The sequence below is a fragment of the Pseudomonas urmiensis genome (genome assembly GCF_014268815.2).
Classification (GTDB): domain Bacteria; phylum Pseudomonadota; class Gammaproteobacteria; order Pseudomonadales; family Pseudomonadaceae; genus Aquipseudomonas; species Aquipseudomonas urmiensis.
Map to the genome: position 1 here is coordinate 2628013 of NZ_JABWRE020000001.1, position 14412 is coordinate 2642424.

At 62.0% G+C, this 14412-nt stretch carries 13 protein-coding genes; 6 read left to right on the plus strand and 7 right to left on the minus strand.

The window, feature by feature from the left end; genetic code table 11:
• Positions 1 to 212: 212 nt before the first annotated feature.
• Positions 213 to 716 carry a signal peptidase II gene (locus HU737_RS11650; protein ID WP_186555137.1) on the plus strand — a complete coding sequence of 168 codons (504 nt, stop codon included), beginning with the start codon at positions 213 to 215 and terminating at the stop codon, positions 714 to 716.
• 81 nt (positions 717 to 797) lie between these two features.
• Here HU737_RS11650 and HU737_RS11655 read toward each other — a convergent pair whose 3' ends face one another.
• Both HU737_RS11655 and HU737_RS11660 read right to left on the minus strand, forming a co-directional pair.
• On the minus strand, positions 798 to 1649 hold the full coding sequence (locus HU737_RS11655) for a type 1 glutamine amidotransferase domain-containing protein (protein WP_186555136.1): 852 nt from the start codon (positions 1647 to 1649) through the stop codon (positions 798 to 800).
• 14 nt (positions 1650 to 1663) lie between these two features.
• A complete protein-coding gene (locus tag HU737_RS11660; protein WP_186555135.1) occupies positions 1664 to 1969 on the minus strand; it encodes a putative quinol monooxygenase in 306 nt (101 codons plus the stop codon).
• 96 nt (positions 1970 to 2065) lie between these two features.
• On the opposite strand from HU737_RS11660, the gene HU737_RS11665 reads away from it, so the two are divergent.
• The gene (locus tag HU737_RS11665; RefSeq protein ID WP_186555134.1) at positions 2066 to 2977 is read left to right on the plus strand and encodes a LysR family transcriptional regulator; all 912 of its coding nucleotides are present in this window, start codon (positions 2066 to 2068) and stop codon (positions 2975 to 2977) included.
• A gap of 52 nt (positions 2978 to 3029) precedes the next feature.
• Here HU737_RS11665 and mqo read toward each other — a convergent pair whose 3' ends face one another.
• Positions 3030 to 4619 carry a malate dehydrogenase (quinone) gene (gene mqo, locus HU737_RS11670; RefSeq protein WP_186555133.1) on the minus strand — a complete coding sequence of 530 codons (1590 nt, stop codon included), beginning with the start codon at positions 4617 to 4619 and terminating at the stop codon, positions 3030 to 3032.
• A 303-nt stretch (positions 4620 to 4922) separates the two neighbouring features.
• Here mqo and HU737_RS11675 point away from each other — a divergent pair, with 303 nt between their 5' ends.
• The 3 genes from HU737_RS11675 to HU737_RS11685 all read left to right on the plus strand — a co-directional run bounded on the left by HU737_RS11675 (position 4923) and on the right by HU737_RS11685 (position 9335).
• A complete protein-coding gene (locus HU737_RS11675) occupies positions 4923 to 6143 on the plus strand; it encodes a putative DNA modification/repair radical SAM protein (RefSeq protein ID WP_186555132.1) in 1221 nt (406 codons plus the stop codon).
• Positions 6134 to 6976, plus strand: coding sequence for a TIGR03915 family putative DNA repair protein (locus HU737_RS11680; protein ID WP_186555131.1), 843 nt, complete (start codon positions 6134 to 6136; stop codon positions 6974 to 6976). Before HU737_RS11675 ends, HU737_RS11680 begins: the two co-directional genes overlap by 10 nt.
• A 175-nt stretch (positions 6977 to 7151) precedes the next feature.
• The gene (locus tag HU737_RS11685; RefSeq protein WP_186555130.1) at positions 7152 to 9335 is read left to right on the plus strand and encodes a TonB-dependent siderophore receptor; all 2184 of its coding nucleotides are present in this window, start codon (positions 7152 to 7154) and stop codon (positions 9333 to 9335) included.
• A gap of 141 nt (positions 9336 to 9476) precedes the next feature.
• Here the strand turns inward: HU737_RS11685 and HU737_RS11690 are convergent, their stop codons facing one another.
• From HU737_RS11690 to HU737_RS11705, 4 genes are all read right to left on the minus strand, one after another.
• Positions 9477 to 10310: an AraC family transcriptional regulator gene (locus tag HU737_RS11690; protein WP_186555129.1), complete on the minus strand. Its 834-nt coding sequence runs from the start codon at positions 10308 to 10310 to the stop codon at positions 9477 to 9479.
• Between the two features lie 200 nt (positions 10311 to 10510).
• Positions 10511 to 11482 carry a 5-oxoprolinase subunit C family protein gene (locus HU737_RS11695; RefSeq protein ID WP_186555128.1) on the minus strand — a complete coding sequence of 324 codons (972 nt, stop codon included), beginning with the start codon at positions 11480 to 11482 and terminating at the stop codon, positions 10511 to 10513.
• The gene (locus tag HU737_RS11700) at positions 11479 to 12351 is read right to left on the minus strand and encodes a 5-oxoprolinase subunit B family protein (protein ID WP_186555127.1); all 873 of its coding nucleotides are present in this window, start codon (positions 12349 to 12351) and stop codon (positions 11479 to 11481) included. The genes HU737_RS11695 and HU737_RS11700 overlap by 4 nt, the downstream gene beginning before the upstream one ends.
• A 136-nt stretch (positions 12352 to 12487) precedes the next feature.
• Positions 12488 to 13246: a 5-oxoprolinase subunit PxpA gene (locus HU737_RS11705; protein WP_186555126.1), complete on the minus strand. Its 759-nt coding sequence runs from the start codon at positions 13244 to 13246 to the stop codon at positions 12488 to 12490.
• 129 nt (positions 13247 to 13375) lie between these two features.
• Here HU737_RS11705 and HU737_RS11710 point away from each other — a divergent pair, with 129 nt between their 5' ends.
• Complete coding sequence (locus tag HU737_RS11710) at positions 13376 to 14293, plus strand: LysR family transcriptional regulator (RefSeq protein WP_186555125.1); 918 nt, start codon at positions 13376 to 13378, stop codon at positions 14291 to 14293.
• The last annotated feature ends 119 nt before the right edge of the window (positions 14294 to 14412 follow it).

Below are 14412 nucleotides of genomic sequence, written 5' to 3' on the forward strand. Positions count from 1 at the left end.
ACCCACTGCGCGCGGCTACGGGCGGTGGTCGGATCGATAATGGCGACTGTTGCCGGGTGCTGTGCAACAGCCCAAGGCTTTAAGTCTAGCCCTCGGCTTGTGCGACCGGGCGGTTGCCGGATAGACGCGCTGGGCGGCCTGCGCTATCTTCGCGCCGCTGCGCGCCCACTTGCCACTTCCAACCGACCAGGCGCAGCAAAGGACTGCCTTCAATGCCCCAGCTGTCGCAAAGCCGCCTCGTCGCCGTGCTCATCGGTGTCGCCTTCGTCATCTTCGATCAATGGATCAAATTGCTCGCACTGGTCGCCCTCAAGGCGCAGAGCTACAGCTTCGGTAACAGCGTCGCCTGGATGGATGTGAGCCTGAGCCTCAACCCGGGTGCGTTTCTGAGCCTGGGCGCCAACCTTGCCCCCGGTTTGAAGCAACTGATTTTCGTTGTTGCCGTCGGCGTGGTGTGCTGCTGGGCGATCGGCTGGGCCCTGTCGCGCTGGACACGCGCACCGCTCAAGGCGGTGTCGGTGTATTTCATCGCCCTGGGTGGGATATCGAACTTGATCGACCGCGTCGCCCGCGACGGCCACGTGGTCGACTACCTGGTGCTCAATCTCGGGTCGCTGCACACCGGCGTATTCAACCTCGCCGACATCGCCATCATGGCCGGCGCGGTGGTATTGGCGGTGGATGGGCTGACGAAACCGAGCAAGGCCAAGGTTTAGATAGGACTGCATTAGCTAGAGAGTTCGGCTGTCATGAACCAACTGCAGGTCACCGCCGTGCTGCTGGTTCAGCAGACTCAATCAGTCAGTTCCCCCGCGCTTTTCCAGGCTCTCAACCAACGCTTTGGCCAGCGCCTTGTCGGAAAACGGGTTCTGCCCAGTGATCAGCTCGCGGTCGACCACCACGTGGGGCGTCCAGGCGTTGACGTAGTTCATCTGGCCTCCCGCGCCAGCCATGGCGTTGGCCGGGTAGAACAACAACCGTTGATCCTTCAGCGAGCCTTCGAAGACCTGTTCCTCGGGGTCGGAGAAAATGGTCATGCGATAACCCTGGTAGATCCAGTTACTGGCCGCTGGTTTATCGCCGCGAGCCAACGCTGCCTGGTAGCTGGCAGGGTCCTGCTGGGCAGACAACAGCGCAATCGGTCCGTGGCAGATGGCTGCGGTTGGCTTGCCCGCTTGATGGAAATGACGCAACAGCGCGCCAACATCGGGGTTATTGGCCAGATCAATCAACGGCGCATGGCCACCTGGAATGAACAGCCCCGCGTAACGATGCAAATCCCCAGCAAGCACTTCTTTGACTGACAGGGTGTCTTTGATCCCAGGCAGGCTGTCCACCAGCTTGCCGATACGCTGCATTTCTGCGGCGTCACCGCCAAAGTACTGCGGGTCGACCGAGCGTACATCGACGCTGGGCGCATTACCCTTGGGCGTGACCAACACCAGCGTGTAACCGGCCTTTAACAACTGGTCGGCTGGTACGCCGAATTCGTTGAGGTAATAACCGGTGGAGTACTGCTTGGCGTGTTGCAACGGCAGTTGATTTTCGCTGGACAGCAGCACCAGCACTTCGCCCTTGGGCGCGGCGGCGGCGCCACCGGCAAACAGCGCACCGGCAATAGCCAGCGCCAGAGTAGAGGTCTTGTTCATCAGTCTTCCCAGATTTAGGCGAAAGGAGCGGTGTCCAGTGGACGAGCCAGATGGACTTGCGGGGCGCTAACCAGCCAGTCGGCGACAGTGGCGCGATAAGCCTGATAGTGAGCGCTCTGCCGGTGCGCCTCGATGGCAGCGTGGTCGGTGTACAGCTCGAACAGCTCGAACGCCACTTCATCGCCCTCTCGAACGAACAGGTCGTAGCGCAGATTGCCGGGCTCGGCGCGCGAATCGGCAACCAATGAACGTAGGGCTTGCTCTAGCGCATCGCGATACTCGGGTTTGGGGCAGATGGTGGCAAAAATGCTGATAGGCATGGGGCCTCCCAGTGAGTGGTAACGATCAGTGGGCCTATGCTAACCAGCGCGCTATGATTCGATAATTCGAAAGCGCTTATGCCTGCGATCCAAAAAATGAATATCACTCACAAAGATCTCAATCTATTGCTGGTATTCCACGTGCTCTATCAAGAGCGCAATGCCACCCTGGCCGCCGAGCGCATGGCCCTCAGCCAACCGGCGCTAAGCCATAAGCTCAACAAACTGCGGCATCAGTTCGGCGACCCCTTGTTCGTGCGCGCGCCACGCGGCCTGACGCCGACACCCCGGGCTCACGAGATGGCGCCGCAAGTGCAGCGTCTGGTTGAGGATCTACAGGGTTTCTATGAACGCTGCGACGGCCAGGACTTCCTCACCCGCCCTGCCCGCCTGCATCTGTACAGCACCGACTACATGGAGCAGACGCTACTACCTCGGTTGCTGCCGATCATCCGCAGCCAGGCGCCCAACCTGGTGTTGATCACCCACAACACGCGTGGCCAACTGCCACGCGAAGCCCTGGAAAAAGGCACCTGCGACCTGGCCATCGCCGGCTTCTACACCGACTTGCCGGACACTTTCCACCAGCAGCGCCTGCTCAGCGAAGACTTCGTGGTGCTGGCCGCACGCAGCAACCCACGCCTTGGCGCAGGCATGAGCCTGGAAGCGTTCCTTGCTTGCGAGCATCTGCTGACCACCCTGACCGGTGATCTCGACGGCCTGGTCGACCGCGCGCTGCGCGCTGAAGGGCGCAGCCGGCGGGTGGTGGCCGGGCTGTCCAGCTTCCTGGCGCCGGCCCGCTTGATACGCGGCACCGATCTACTCCTTACCTGCCTGCGGGCAGTGGCGGTCGAAGCCGTCGAGCGTGATCCAGAGCTGTGCATTTACCCCATGCCCTTGCCGTTGCCAACAATCGAGCTCATGCAGATCTGGCACGAACGCACCCACACCGACCCATTACGCAAATGGTTCCGCCAGCAAGTGTGGGAGGTGGCCGCTCAGGCCTGATACTCGACTGCGGGCAAAGCCGGGTGCCGACTTGCCCGCAACAAGCTAACGATCAGGGCGTGGCCACGGGCGTTGGCGCACTACTCGGCACCGCCAGTTGCAGTACCTCGTTGGTATAGGCCCACTCTTTCTCGACCATGTCTGGGTGGTCGTTCAACCGCGTGCCATAGGATGGGATGATCTCACGCAGTTTGGTCTGCCAGGCCGGCGAGGCCATTTTGTCCTTGAACACCCGCTGCATCAGATCGAGCATGATCGGCGGTGCCGTCGAGGCGCCCGGCGAGGCACCGAGCAAGCCGGCGATGCTGCCATCCTTGGCGGCGACCACTTCGGTACCCAGCTTCAGCACACCGCCCTGATCCTTGTCTTTCTTGATGATCTGCACACGCTGGCCTGCCTGCCACAGGCGCCAGTCTTCCTGCTTGGCGTTGGGGAAGTAGGTCTTGAGTGCGTCAAACCGATCAGCATCCGATTGCAGCACTTGGCCGATCAGGTACTGCACCAGATCGAACTCGCGCACCCCTACCCGAACCATCGGCCAGACGTTATGGGTGGACATGCTGGCAAACAGGTCCAGAAGCGACCCTTCCTTGAGAAACTTGGTGGAGAAGGTGGCGAACGGCCCGAACAGAATCACCTGCTTGCCATCGAGCACGCGGGTGTCCAGGTGCGGCACCGACATCGGCGGCGCACCGGTCGAGGCGATACCGTAGGCCTTGGCCATGTGCCGCTTGGCGATGGCCGGGTTGTCAGTCACCAGGAACGAGCCGCCGACCGGAAAACCTGCGTAATCCTTGGCCTCATCGATGCCGGCTTTTTGCAGCAGCGGCAGCGCCGCACCACCTGCACCGATGAACAAGAACTTGGTATCCGTGGCCGATTTGCTGCCGTCCTTGAGGTTCTTGTACTCGACGTGCCAAGAGCCATCGTCGTTACGGCTGATGTCCTCCACTTCGGTCGACAGTTTCAAGTCGAAATTCGGTCGAGTTTGTAGGTAGCCGACGTACTGGCGGGTGATCTCGCCGAAATTCACATCAGTGCCGATCGGCGTCCAGGTCACCGCCAATTTCTGATTCGGATCACGCCCTTCCATCATCAACGGCACCCACTTCTTGATCTGCTCCGGGTCCTCGGAGTACTGCATGGGGCGGAACAGCGGGCTGGCCTGCAGCGCCTCGTAACGCCGTTTCAAGAAGCGGATGTTGTCATCGCCCCAGACGAAGCTCATGTGCGGGGTGGAATTGATGAACGAGCGCGGGTTCTTCAGCACCCCGCTCTTGACCTGCCAGGCCAGAAACTGCCGGGTGATCTGGAACGACTCATTGATCTCGATGGCCTTGGAGATGTCGATCTTGCCGTCTTTCTCCGGTGTGTAGTTAAGCTCGGCCAATGCCGAGTGACCGGTGCCGGCGTTGTTCCAGCCGTTGGAGCTTTCCTCGGCGACTTTGTCCAGGCGCTCGACCATCTGCATCGACCAACCCGGTTCCAATTCATTGAGCCAGATGGCCAAGGTCGAGCTCATGATGCCGCCACCCACCAGCAACACATCGACCCGCTTGGTCTCTGCCGCCTGGGCATTGAATAGGCCGCAGGCCATGACCAGGCTGGCCAACGCCAATTTCGACTTGATCGTGATGTTCATGTCCTCTCCCACGAGGCGCAGCGGGCCTCGATCTGTTCTGCGTGCTTCTCCATGCCCTGCTCCGTCACATTTAGCCTGGAATCAAGCTTAGCTGAGCAATTCACTCGGGCATCATTTGCAGCCCCCGGAACCTGTAGCGGGCTTGCCCCCGATTGCGCACTATCAGGCAACGTTGCCGGCCCTGCAGACGCTATCGCGGGACCTGCGTCTTTCAGCGTTAAGCGAACACAGACGACAACAGGCACTTGCATCCAACCCCTTCTGCAAATACTGTATGAATATTCAGTATTTTGAGTAGACCCCATGCAACTCATCGCCAAACTCGGCATCCTCGCCGACGCTGCCAAATACGACGCCTCGTGCGCCAGCAGCGGTGCCCCCAAGCGCAGCTCGCGTGGCCGCGAGGGGCTTGGCGCCACCGATGGCATGGGCATCTGCCACAGCTACACCCCTGATGGCCGCTGCGTCTCGTTGCTCAAGGTACTGCTGACCAATTTCTGTCTGTACGACTGCCAATACTGCGTCAACCGCCGCTCCAGCAACGTCCCGCGAGCGCGCTTCAGCCCTGAGGAGGTGGTGCGCCTTACCCTGGATTTCTACCGGCGCAACTGCATCAGCGGCCTGTTTCTCAGCTCCGGCATCATCCGCTCGGCCGACTACACCATGGAGCAATTGATCGAGGTGGCGCGCCTGCTACGTGAGGAGCACGAGTTCCGAGGCTACATCCACCTCAAGACCATTCCCGATGCCGACCCCCTGCTGATCGAACAAGCCGGCCGCCTGGCCGACCGGCTCAGCGTCAATGTCGAACTGCCTACCGACGCCAGCCTCAAACGCCTGGCTCCGGAAAAGCACGCCCATACCATCCGCCAGGCCATGGGCACCATCCAGCAAGGCCAGCTGGCAGTAGCTGGCGAACCTCGTGCACCGCGCTTCACCCCGGCGGGACAAAGCACCCAAGTGATCGTCGGCGCCGACGACACCGATGACCGCACCCTGCTGGGCAATGCCGAATCGCTGTACCAGGGCTATGGCCTCAAGCGCGTTTATTACTCGGCCTTCAGCCCGATACCCGACAGCCCCAACAGCGTGCCGTTGGCAGCCCCGCCGCTGCTGCGCGAGCACCGCCTGTACCAGGCCGACTTCCTGATGCGCGGCTATGGCTACAAGGCCGGCGAGCTACTGAGCCAGGCAGGCAACCTGGATCTGGACATCGACCCCAAGCTTGCCTGGGCCTTGGCCAACCGAGAGGTATTCCCGCTTGATGTGAACCGCGCCGAACCTGCGCTGTTGGCGCGCATCCCCGGCATCGGTCTGCGCAGCGTGCAGCGGCTGGTGGCGCTGCGCCGGGAACGGCGCATCCGCTATGACGACCTGATCCAGCTGCGGTGTGTGCTGGACAAGGCTCGCCCATTCATCGTCACCAGTGACTACCGCCCGGCTCAAGCCGAGCTGCGCAGCGGCCTGTTGCGCGCACGCCTGCGCGAACCGCAGGCCCCGGTGCAGATGGGGCTGTGGGGATGATCGCGCTCGATTGCGACAACCATTTTGCCCTGTGGCGCGAACAGGCGCGCACGCTGCTCAGCCACGGCATCGACCCCGCCCAGGTCAGCTGGGCACAAGGTCCGATCGACGATTTGCTCGCCGTGCCGAGGCCATTACCAGAAGGCCGTGGGCCATTCCAAGCGAAAGTACCGGCGGCCCTGTTGAGCCAGCTGGAGCAAGCGGGCCGCTACCACGGCGAGCAGCGCTGGAACCTGCTCTATGAGGTGCTCTGGCGGGTTGCCCACGGCGACCGCACTGCCATGCTCGCAGGTGATCGCCTAGGTAGCGAACTGCACCGGCGGATCAAGCAGGTCAGCCGCGAAGCCCACCACCTGCACGCCTTCGTGCGTTTCGTACCGCTTCCAGCACTGCTCGCCGAGCAGCTGCAGCTTGACCTGGTCGCCTACCATGAACCGGCGCACGACATCCTCGAAAGTGCCAGCAGCCACTTCGCCGATCGCCTCGGCCGCCAGCGCTGGCTGATCGCAACCGATCGCGACGCTGTGCGCTTCGATGGGCAAACCCTGGATTACCGTCGTCAGTGCCCAGAGCAGTGGCGCCAGTGGGCGCGGCATGCCGAAGACCCTGGCGCAGAGCTGTGGCGCACCTACTACCGACACACCTTCAACCCGGCCCGGCTCAACCCCGATGCCCTGCGCCTGCACATGCCGGGCAGGTTCTGGCGGCACTTGCCCGAGGGCATGCTGATCCCGCAACTGATGGGCCAGGCTCGCCAAGGCAAGCAGCGCGATGGCCAGGCGCTGGAAGTGGCGCAGCAAGCTGGCAAGCGGATTGCCAAGGCTCGCGATTAGGCCTGCGGCCAACCTTCTCCTGCGCTTTCCCAGCCTTCGCCTGCAAATGTGAAAATTTCCTAAAAAATTGTAGGAAACCAGTCTTTTTTCCTGCGACAAATCCTGACACACTGATTGCTAATCATTCTCAGACGCAGAATTATTTGCTCTTTCAACCCGTCAGGAACCGCTGCTCATGTCGCGCCCTTCTTCGCAACGCCGCTTCAGCCCCTCACGCAATCTACTGGCCATGGCCATCTGTATGGCGACCGTCGCTCCGGCGCTGGCCGAGGAAGCCGACCAGCCTAAGGATCAGGCGCAATCCAATGGTGCGGTAATGGAGCTCGGCGCTACCGAGGTCAGCTCTACCGGTCTGGGCAGCACGACAGAAGGAACGACCTCCTACACCACCGGCGCCATGGCGACTGCAACCAAATTGCCCTTGAGCCTGCGCGAGACCCCACAAGCGGTGACCGTGATCACCCGTCAGCGCATGGACGACCAGGCCATGACCAGCATCAACGATGTGGTCAAGTACAGCCCCGGCCTGTTCCTCAGCCAATCCAGCGGCCCAGGTCGCCAGACGTATTCGGCGCGCGGCTTTGATATCGATAACCTGATGTATGACGGTATCCCCAGCAACTATCAGGGCTGGACGGTCGGCGCCCAGCCGAACCTGGCAATGTTCGACCGGGTGGAAGTAGTGCGTGGCGCAACCGGCCTGGTTACCGGTAGCGGCAACCCCTCGGCAGCGATCAACCTGGTCCGCAAGCGCCCGCTGGCCGAACAGAAAGTCACCCTGACCGGGGCTGCCGGCACTTGGGACAACTACCGCGGCGAGATCGACGCCTCCAGCCCGCTCAACGACAGCGGCACCCTGCGCGGACGAGTGGTCGCCTCTTATCGTGACGCCAACGGTTTCGTCGACAGCATGGAGGAAAGCCATGGCCTGTTCTATGCGATCACTGAAGCGGACCTGAGCGACGACACCACCCTGACGCTGGGCTTCTCCAACCAGAAAGACAAGACCAATTACTTCTGGGGCGCGTCGATGGTCGGCCTGGACGGCCACCACCTGGATTTGCCGCGCTCGTACAACCCAGGCACTGACTGGGAAAACAAAGACCAGGAAATCAACACAGTGTTCGCCGAGGTGCGCCAGCGCCTGGCCAACGACTGGAAACTGCAGGTCAATGCCACCTATAGCGAGCAGGATGCGCTGTTCTCCGGTTCCTATCAGTCGCGCTGGGCCGCCGACCAGTCGCTGCAAAGAACCGTCTACCAGTCTGGCCAGGAAGAAAACCAGGCCGGCCTGGACGCGTTCGCCAGCGGCCCATTCCAAGCCTTTGGTCGCAGCCACGAACTGGTGGTGGGTGCGAGCAAACGCATCTATGACATGACCACCAACAACTACAGCCCCTACAACATGTTCTGGCCGCTCAATGGGCCGAAGCCGAACTTCGTCCACACCGACAACACGCGTGAAGTCACCACCCAGGATGCGGTCTACATGAGCACCCGCCTGAGCCTGGCCGACCCGCTGAAACTGATCCTCGGTGGGCGCCTGGACTGGTACGACTACGACAACCGTGACGACTCCGACGCCAGCTACAAGGTGACCCGCAACGTCACCCGCTATGCCGGCCTGATCTACGATCTGGACGAGCATCACTCGGTGTATGTCAGCTACAGCGACATCTTCAACCCGCAGAGCTCCAAGGACGTCTCCGGCACGCCGGTCAAGCCGATCGTGGGCAAGAACTACGAGGTCGGCATCAAGGGTGAGTACTTCGACGGCGCCCTGAACGCAAGCTTGGCGGTGTTCCGCATCGACCAGGAAAACCGAGCCGTACAAGTCGACGTACCGTGCCCACAACTGGCGTGCTACGAGGCCTCCGGTGAGGTTCGCAGCCAGGGTATCGAGTTGGAGCTGCAGGGCGCACTGACCGAGAACTGGCAGGTCGGCGCCGGTTACACCTATGCCCGCGCGCACACCACCAAGGATGAAAAAAGCCCGGAGAAGGTCAACAAGCAGCTCACCACCGACTTGCCCGAGCGCATGTTCAAGCTCTCGACTGTCTACCGCTTCCAGGGCCCGCTGGAAAAACTGCGCGTCGGCGGCAACGTCTACTGGCAGAGCCGCATGTACAACGACATCGCGCTTAGCGACGGCAGCAACTACCGCTTGATCCAGGGCGCCTATGCCGTCACTGACGTGATGGCCGGCTACCAGGTCAACCAGCACCTGGACCTGCAACTCAATGCCAACAACATCTTCGATCGCAAATACTACTCGTCGATCTCCTCTTCCTGGCAGTACGGCGGCGACACTTATGGCGCCCCACGCAACATGATGCTGACGGCCAAATACAGCTTCTAAGTCATCGCCCCTATCCATTCTGCGCAGGGACGCGCACCTCACCCTCCTCGCTTTGCTCCGCTATCGCTGACCTTTGTCAGCCCACGCGCCCATCACCCTTGATCTGCTGTTAGTACGTCTGAGCCTCGCTTGGCGCACGCCTCAACGGCGGGCTATCGGAATCCACACCTCGACGTAACCGGTCTCACGCCCCGGATCAAAGTCAGGGCTGTAGGCCTCGAACTCAGGCGCATCGGCAAAGCGGTAGTCTGACGCTGGCAGCCACTGATTGAAAATGGTGAACATCGTCTGGTGGATCATCGAAATGTGGCCTTGATGGCGAAACACCGCATAGTCCTGCGGCGCCACCTTGAATGAGCGAAATGACGCTGGCAGCCCATCGATGCGCGACACTTCGATACCGGCGATGTACTCAAAGCTGCCATCCTCCCCAGGGTTGCAGCACAGCCCATAGCACCAACGCCCTACCTGGCCGGGCACCTGGTCCATGTACGGATCGAACGCCTGCCACAGGCCGACGATGCCCTCGTTCTTGTCGAAGGTAAATCGCCCACCTACGCCTGCGATAACCCACTCGCCACGACGCTCGAAACGCGGCTCGGGCAACTCGATCAATTTCAGTTGTTTCATTCTCAGCGGCTCAACCAGGGAAAGGTCATTGTCGGGCTGCTCGCGAACCTGTTTCGGCGTGACGCCAAATTGCTCGCAGAACGCACGGGTGAAGGCTTCGTGGGAGCCATAGCCTGCCGTCAACGCCACCTGCAAGATGTCCGGCTGACCGTTACGCAGCGCCAGGGCCGCGTCGCTAAGCCGACGGGCACGGATGTAGCGCATCACCGGCCAACCGGTGGTCAGCGAGAAATAACGCGACAGGGCGAACGGCGACAGGTCGAAGCGCTGGGCAACCCGACCCAGGTCGAGCTCCGACTGCAACTCCGACTCGATGAACCACAGGATATTTTCGATACTGCGCATGACGATGCTCCTCCAAAGCAGCGCCGACAGTAGCAAATGTCTGGGGTGGGGATTTGATCGTTCTTGCGCGTTCAACGACCTGCCGACTTTGTACGACGCAGCACGCGACGCTCCTACACGATCGATGCGTGCTGCGCAGATCGTGTAGAAGCGGGCTTGCCCCGCGATAGCGCCACAACTGACCCAACAAGCGCTGGCTTTCAGGTAAACAGCCGCTGCACAAACGCCAGGCGCTTCTTGTATGAACGCCGCGCCTCCAACGCCTGCTCAAGCGTCACCTCAACGAACCGCGCCTGCTGGTTGGGCTGCATCTGGCCGATCAAATCCAGGTCAGCACTGATCACCGTGCCAATCATCGCGTAACCGCCACCGGATACCGCATCCCGGTGCAGGATGATCGGCTCCAAGCCTGCCGGTACCTGGATCGAACCAATCGGGTAGCAACTGTCGACGATATTAGAAGGATCGGAGCCCGCACCAAAAGGTTGCTCGCGCGGCTGGAAACTCAACGCGCTACCGCCCTTGAAGCGATAGCCGATTCGGTCCGCCTCGGACCCCACCGTCCAGGCATCGCTGAAGAAGTCGCGCGCGGCCGTCGCCGTCAAGCGGTCGTAGTACAGACCGGGCACCACCCGCAGCAGCACCTCCCCGCCCAGACTCTGCCGCAGGGCCATCGGCAGGCTGGCACCTGCGCGGCTTTTACCGCTGGCCACACCCACCGGCAACAGGTCGCCCGCCACCAGCTTGCGCCCCTGCCAACCACCCAGCGCGCCCAACCCGTAGGTGGAGCGACTGCCCAGCACCTGCGGGACATCGATGCCACCGGCCACCGCCAGATAGGCGCGCGCGCCGGCGCGGGGGAAGTCAAAGCGCAACACCTGCCCGGCGCGGACCTTGAACGCCGTGTCCGGATACTGCTCCACCCCGTCCAGGCGCACCGGCATCTGCGCGCCGCACACCGCCACCAGGGCATCGGCCTGGAACTCCAGCTCCGGCCCCACCAGGGAGCATTCCAGCCCGGCTGCGCCGGCCGGGTTGCCGACCAGTTGGTTAGCCGCGCGCAGCGCATATTGGTCGAGCGCACCCGATGGCGGGATCCCCAGGTGGTAGTAGCCTTCACGGCCCAGGTCCTGCACCGAGGTGGCCAGGCCAGGCTTGAGTACCTTGATCATGCCAATGCCTCCTGCAGCGACTGGGGATAGCCAACCGGGTCGGCTAAAAAAGCATCCAGGGAGAATTCCACCGAACGGATGCGCAGAGTGAACCGGCCGCTTTCAACCTCATCCACAGCCTGGTCATAGGCATCGCGGTCAATTGGTTTGAACTGGACGATATCGCCCGGCCGGAAGAACACCATGTGTTCCTTGAGGTAATCCAACTGCTGCTGCGGATCGTAGATCGGCGCGGGGGTTACGCCGAACATCTGATAGCCACCTGCCCCGCGCACTGAGTAGATGCAGCCAAAGCACCCGCCATGGCCCAGGGTCAGCTTCGGCGTGTCGGTCCGTGGACGCAAATACTTGGGCACTTGCAGCTGACGTTCACGCTCGACCATCTGGAACATGAACGGCAAGCCGGCAACGAAGCCGACCATCGACACGAACCACGGCGCACCGCTGTGGGCGGCAATGAACGCCTCGACATCGGCCAGGCCATTGATCCGCGCCGCGTACTCAAGGTCGGTGGCGTCTGGGTCCTGATGCCGGTCGCGAAAACGCATCAGCGTTTCATGGGTCCAGGGATCGTTGTACAGCACCGGGATCTCGATGATCCGCGTGTGCAACGAGCGCTCGGCGACGGCCTCGGCCTCCGCGCCCTGCACCGCTTCGAGCAGCGCCTGCGGGGCGATGCGATCAGGATCGAAGCGGATCTGGAACGAGGCGTTGGCCAGGCACACATCGAGCACCCCATCCAGTTGCAGGCGCTCGACCGCGCGGGTCACGGCCATGCCTTTGAAGAAGGCCTCCAGCGACATGCGGTCGCTGACCTCGGCAAACAGGTGTTCGTCGGCGCCAAAGCTGTAGCGGATCGGCGCGTTCATTTCGCGCCTCCGGGGCGAGGCAGTGGAATGATGAAAGCATGCTCGGCCATGACTGTTCCTCTTGGAATACTTGTAGAAAGGCAGGCAAAAACAACGCTGCGGACCCTGGTCTGTATGCGCCAGGTGCCCGTTGACGTCAGCGCGGCGCGCGCACGCTGATCCCCGCAGCATCCAGGGCCTTGCGTGTGGCCTCGACCAGCTGCAGGGCGCCTGGGGTATCGCTATGCAGGCAAATGGAATCGAAGCTGATCGGCAGGTCCTGGCCTTCGACCGTACGCACTACCCCCTCTTGGCAGGCCCGCAAGACCCGCTCGGCGACATGGCTTGGCTCATAGCCGCGAACGTTCCGGGTAAACACGATCGAGCCGCTCAGGTCATATTCGCGGTCGGCATAGAACTCGCGAATCACTGGCTGGCCAAGCGTTTGGGCAATGCGGCAGATCACCGAGCCGGGCATGCAGTACAGCAGCAGTTCAGGCTCCAGCCGCTGCAGGTTTTCAACCAGCAAGCGTGCAGCCTCTTCATCGCGCGCCAAGTGCATGTACAGCGCGCCATGGGGCTTGACGTGCTGCAAGGCCACGCCTTGGGCGCGAGCGATCTCGCGCAGGGCGCCAAGCTGGTAGAGCATGTCATCGACCAGTTCCTGCGCCGGGGCATTGATGTGCCGACGGCCAAAGCCGACCAGGTCGCGAAAGCCTGGGTGAGCACCGATAGCCACGCCCAACGCCTTGGCCCGCTCCACCGTACGGCGCATGGTGCCGGGGTCGCCGGCATGAAAACCGGTGGCGATGTTGGCCGAACTGATGAAGGCCATCAGCTCATGGTCGACGCCATCGCCGATGGTCCAGGGGCCAAAGCCCTCGCCCATGTCCGAGTTGAAATCCACGACCTGCATTGTGCGCTCTCCTACGGTGCCTGCTTGTGGGTTGCTGCAGCCCACGTTAAATTCCCCAGCACCCCTTGGGAAGATCTATAAACAGATGGGCTGTCTTCTGAAAAACAGATACCCATTACCGGAGCCTGCATGTCGCTGACCTTGCGCCAGGTGCGCTATTTCGTTGCCACCGCCGAGATCGGCCAGATCTCCCAGGCGGCGCTGCACCTGAACATTTCCCAGTCGGCGGTGACCACCGCGATCAAGGAGCTGGAGGCCATGCTCGGCGCGCTGCTGTTCCAGCGCTCGGCCCAAGGCATGAGCCTGACCGACGCTGGCCGGCATTTTCTCAACCGCGCCTACGTGATCCTGCGCAGCGTCGACGATGCGCTGAACAGCCCGCTGCCGGATGTACGCGCCAGCGGTCTGCTGCGCCTGGCAGCGAGCTATACGGTCATTGGTTACTTTCTGCCGCATCACCTGCAACGCCTGGAGCACTGGCACCCCGATGTGCTGATCGAGGTTCATGAACAGGAGCGCAGCGCCATCGAGCAGGGGTTGCTCGAAGGTCGCTTCGACATGGCCGTGGTATTGACCGCCAACCTTACCCACCCGGATATCGTTTCCGAGACGCTGTTCAACTCCGAACGCCGACTGTGGCTGCCCAGCCATCACCCGCTGTGCGAACGCTCGGCGGTGAGCCTGGCCGATGTCGCCCAGCAACCCTACATCCTGCTTACGGTCGATGAAGCCGAACAAAGCGCGATGCGGTATTGGCAACAGGCTGGGCAGCAACCAGATGTGCGCGTGCGCACAAGCTCGGTCGAGGCGGTGCGCAGCATGGTTGCCAATGGCAGCGGCGTGGCGATTCTGTCGGATCTGGTGCACCGTCCGTGGTCGTTGGAAGGCAAGCGCATCGAGACCGTGACCATCAGCGATCAGGTCACGCCCATGAGCGTTGGCCTGGCCTGGCATCGCGAGCGCGAATTAAGCCCGGCGATGCAGGCGCTGCGCAGCTACTTCCATGCAGCGTTCATGGCGCCGCAGCAGCATTTGGCTCGACGCTAAGCGGGGCGAGGTGCTCGAAGGCCGCTCAGTCAGCGGCGGTGCTTGTCCGCGCCACGCAGATCGATACCGATCCCGCAGCAATGGAGTAGAATTTCGCCATCGCGGACACCGGCTAGCCA

What these genes read in the sequence shown, in the direction of transcription:
- HU737_RS11650 (WP_186555137.1), top strand. Translation starts at nt 213, where the DNA reads ATGCCCCAGCTGTCGCAAAGCCGCCTCGTCGCCGTGCTCATCGGTGTC.
- HU737_RS11655 (WP_186555136.1), bottom strand. Translation starts at nt 1,649, where the DNA reads ATGAACAAGACCTCTACTCTGGCGCTGGCTATTGCCGGTGCGCTGTTT.
- HU737_RS11660 (WP_186555135.1), bottom strand. Translation starts at nt 1,969, where the DNA reads ATGCCTATCAGCATTTTTGCCACCATCTGCCCCAAACCCGAGTATCGC.
- HU737_RS11665 (WP_186555134.1), top strand. Translation starts at nt 2,066, where the DNA reads ATGAATATCACTCACAAAGATCTCAATCTATTGCTGGTATTCCACGTG.
- mqo (WP_186555133.1), bottom strand. Translation starts at nt 4,619, where the DNA reads ATGAACATCACGATCAAGTCGAAATTGGCGTTGGCCAGCCTGGTCATG.
- HU737_RS11675 (WP_186555132.1), top strand. Translation starts at nt 4,923, where the DNA reads ATGCAACTCATCGCCAAACTCGGCATCCTCGCCGACGCTGCCAAATAC.
- HU737_RS11685 (WP_186555130.1), top strand. Translation starts at nt 7,152, where the DNA reads ATGTCGCGCCCTTCTTCGCAACGCCGCTTCAGCCCCTCACGCAATCTA.
- HU737_RS11690 (WP_186555129.1), bottom strand. Translation starts at nt 10,310, where the DNA reads ATGCGCAGTATCGAAAATATCCTGTGGTTCATCGAGTCGGAGTTGCAG.
- HU737_RS11695 (WP_186555128.1), bottom strand. Translation starts at nt 11,482, where the DNA reads ATGATCAAGGTACTCAAGCCTGGCCTGGCCACCTCGGTGCAGGACCTG.
- HU737_RS11700 (WP_186555127.1), bottom strand. Translation starts at nt 12,351, where the DNA reads ATGAACGCGCCGATCCGCTACAGCTTTGGCGCCGACGAACACCTGTTT.
- HU737_RS11705 (WP_186555126.1), bottom strand. Translation starts at nt 13,246, where the DNA reads ATGCAGGTCGTGGATTTCAACTCGGACATGGGCGAGGGCTTTGGCCCC.
- HU737_RS11710 (WP_186555125.1), top strand. Translation starts at nt 13,376, where the DNA reads ATGTCGCTGACCTTGCGCCAGGTGCGCTATTTCGTTGCCACCGCCGAG.